This window comes from Candidatus Accumulibacter vicinus (genome assembly GCF_000584955.1).
GTDB lineage: Bacteria > Pseudomonadota > Gammaproteobacteria > Burkholderiales > Rhodocyclaceae > Accumulibacter > Accumulibacter vicinus.
In genome coordinates this window covers 26,306-28,151 of sequence record NZ_JDSS02000008.1, presented here as the reverse complement: position 1 = coordinate 28,151, position 1,846 = coordinate 26,306, and the positions used below count along the sequence as shown (strand labels likewise).

Annotated in this window: 2 protein-coding genes; both read right to left on the bottom strand. The window is 65.0% G+C overall.

Annotated elements, in window-relative coordinates; genetic code table 11:
• Nucleotides 1-798: MoxR family ATPase (locus CAPSK01_RS21565; RefSeq protein WP_273702955.1), on the bottom strand; the 798-nt coding region annotated here is incomplete at its 3' end.
• A gap of 51 nt (nucleotides 799-849) precedes the next feature.
• Nucleotides 850-1,846: TIR domain-containing protein (locus CAPSK01_RS21560; RefSeq protein WP_273702954.1), on the bottom strand; the 997-nt coding region annotated here is incomplete at its 5' end.

Here is a 1,846-nt window from a genome sequence, read left to right as displayed (position 1 = left end):
GTGCCGCCGGTCTTCGGCGAGCTGCGCGGCGGCGGTCTGCAGGATCTCGTCGTCGAGGCAATCGTTCGCCGGCCGTTTCGCTTGCGGGCCGAAATGCGCCCGCCCGCGCTTGACGAGGAAGCGGGGGTAGGGTTGCTCGGGCTCGAGCGTGAGCACCACGCAGCGGCGCAGGAAAGCCGCCGGCAGTTCGCGCTCCTCGTTGGTGGTGATCACCACCAACGGCAGGCCGTGCGTCGGCCGGATCGCCGCGCGCGTCACCGGGTTGGGAAACTCGCGGCTGCCGAGGACTTCGAGCAGGCTGTTCGGCAGGTCGCTGTCGGCCTTGTCGATTTCGTCGATCAGGATGACATGGCCGGCGGGTGCGGGCTGCGCCTCTGCTTGCTGGCTGGCGGCCGACGGCCCGTAGGCCTGCGCGCCGGCCCAGTCGAAAGCGCGCCAGAACGGTCCCGGCAGCCAGTAGTGTGCATCGTCCCGGATGCCGCCACCGGCAAACCCGGCGGCCTGCGCGTCGGCGAGCCGGCGAACCGCGTCGAAGCCGTGGAAAAGGTCCGATGCCTCGAAGCGCGGGCTGACGGTGACCGGGTGCAGATGCCAGCGCAGCGCGACCGCAGCGGCCCGCGCCAGTTGCGTCTTGCCGGTGCCCGGTTCGCCGCGCACCAGCAGCGGGCGTTCGCACGCCAGCGCCAGATGCAGCGCGTCGATCTCGTTCTGCGACCATTGGTGAAAGGCGCCGTTGTCGAGCGATTCGATCGCGTCGTGCTCGAGGTCTTGCAGGAGCTGCTGGATATCGTGTTTCATCGTGTGTGCCTTTGTGCGAGTCTGTGGCTTGCTGGCCGGTGCGGGTCGATGCTATGGCTTGGGCGGTGTTGCGTGCAGGCGCTTGAGGATCAACCCGGCCGCTTCGGCGGGGGGAAGCCTGTCGGTGCCGCAGTCGATAGCGATGTCCATCAACAACAGCCCGTCAATCCGGGTGTCGTCGAAACGAAAGAGCATGATTCGCTCTTCCTGACGCCGCATGATCAGGTCGTACACCACGCTCCACTCGAGGCCACACCACTTCTTCTGCTGGTACTCCGCGCAGAGAAAAACGACGACCAGATCCGACTGATCGCCATAGACCTTCATCAAGGGCAGGTGCGCGCGTGGCCTGGCCAGATACGCCTTGAAATCGTCGTCGTAGAACAGCTCCTCCGGCCCCAGGCCCTTCTTGAGTTCGTCACTGATCGCCTTGACGTACGGTCGATGTTCGCCGGGAAACGATAGCGCGACGCGAAAATGCATGTCCTGCAGAGCTTTCATCGATTTGACCTCTTCCGGGTAGAGCATCTCGAACAGCAGCTCGATGCAGTTCAGCACCTCGGGCTGCAGCCTCGCCTTCTGCCAGGCCCCGGCTTCGCTCTCCGACAGGGACTCTTTCGCTGCGGCATCGAAAAGGAAAGTGTGCACGCCAAGTTCCACGGCGAATTCCCGCCGCAGGTTCGCATCGTGCATCGGATGCGGGTCGACATGCTGCACACCGAAGATCGGCCGGACACCCAGGTGCTCTTCGACTCTCCGCAGGCCGATCTGCAATGCTTCCTGGGCTGGAATACCGCGCGACTTGACCTGCTCGAGACGAAACCGCCGGCCACGCTCATGCGCGTTGCCGTGATAGCTGTCAAGCTCGCGCAAGCGGGCAGCATCGACCATTGCCTGCACTTCGGCGAAGGCCCGATCGCGGTCGTCCGACCATAAGAATTCCAGCGGTTCGACGTCGTGTGGCAAAAGGTTGTCCACGCGCGGCGCCGCCGTCTGCTTGTCGACCACCAGCCGGATTCCCATTCGCGACCATACCGCGGCGATCACC